The 662-nt window shown below is 76.7% G+C and carries 1 protein-coding gene; it reads left to right on the top strand.

Features of this window, described 5'->3' with window-relative positions; translation table 11 throughout:
• Window positions 1-19 precede the first annotated feature (19 nt).
• A partial coding sequence (locus ACLEQD_RS44845) for a hydrogenase subunit MbhD domain-containing protein (protein ID WP_410391983.1) occupies window positions 20-662 on the top strand: 643 nt, incomplete at its 3' end.

Genomic DNA, 662 nt, shown 5'->3' with positions numbered 1-662 from the left:
CCGCGCCGCGGCGGAGGCGATGCGCGGCGAGCCCTCCACGCTGGAGCTTGCGTACCACCTGGACGCGCGCGCGGAGAACCTGCTCGCCGTGGGGGCCTGGGCGCTGGGCGCGCTGCTCTTCGCCACGCGCCACGCCTGGACGCGCACACTCTCCCGCGGGCTGGCGGCCGCTTCCCGCGTGGGCGCCGAGCGCGGCTACCGCCTGCTGCTGCACCAGCTGGACCGGCTGTCCACGTGGCTGCACGAGAAGGAGGTGCGCGACCTGCGCGACCGGGTGGCGTCCGTGCTGGTGCCCACGGGCCTGCTGGGCCTGGCGGTGCTGGGCGTGACGCCGCTGCGCGACCGCTTCCAGGTGGGCACGGTGGGGTGGGCGGACGTGACGCTGGTGATGGCGCTGGCCTTCGCGTCCGCCGCCGCGCTGGCCACGCTGCGCGCGAAGGGGCACCTGCGGCTGGTGCTGCTCATCTCCTGCGTGGGCTTCAGCCTGGCCATGGTGTTCGCCCTCGCGGCCGCGCCCGACGTGGCCCTCACCTCCGTGCTGGTGGAGACCACCTTCACGCTGCTCTTCGCGGGCCTCCTGGCCCTGCTCCCCCGGGACCGGCTCGAGCGCGCCCAGCACGAGGCCCAGCACCCGCGCGGCCGCGACCGCCTGGCCGCGGCGG

The sequence above is a fragment of the Corallococcus sp. 4LFB genome, assembly GCF_046520365.1.
GTDB classification, from domain to species: Bacteria; Myxococcota; Myxococcia; order Myxococcales; family Myxococcaceae; genus Corallococcus; species Corallococcus caeni.
The sequence above is the reverse complement of the archived record's forward strand: the minus strand, read 5'-3'. Positions and strand labels throughout refer to the sequence as shown.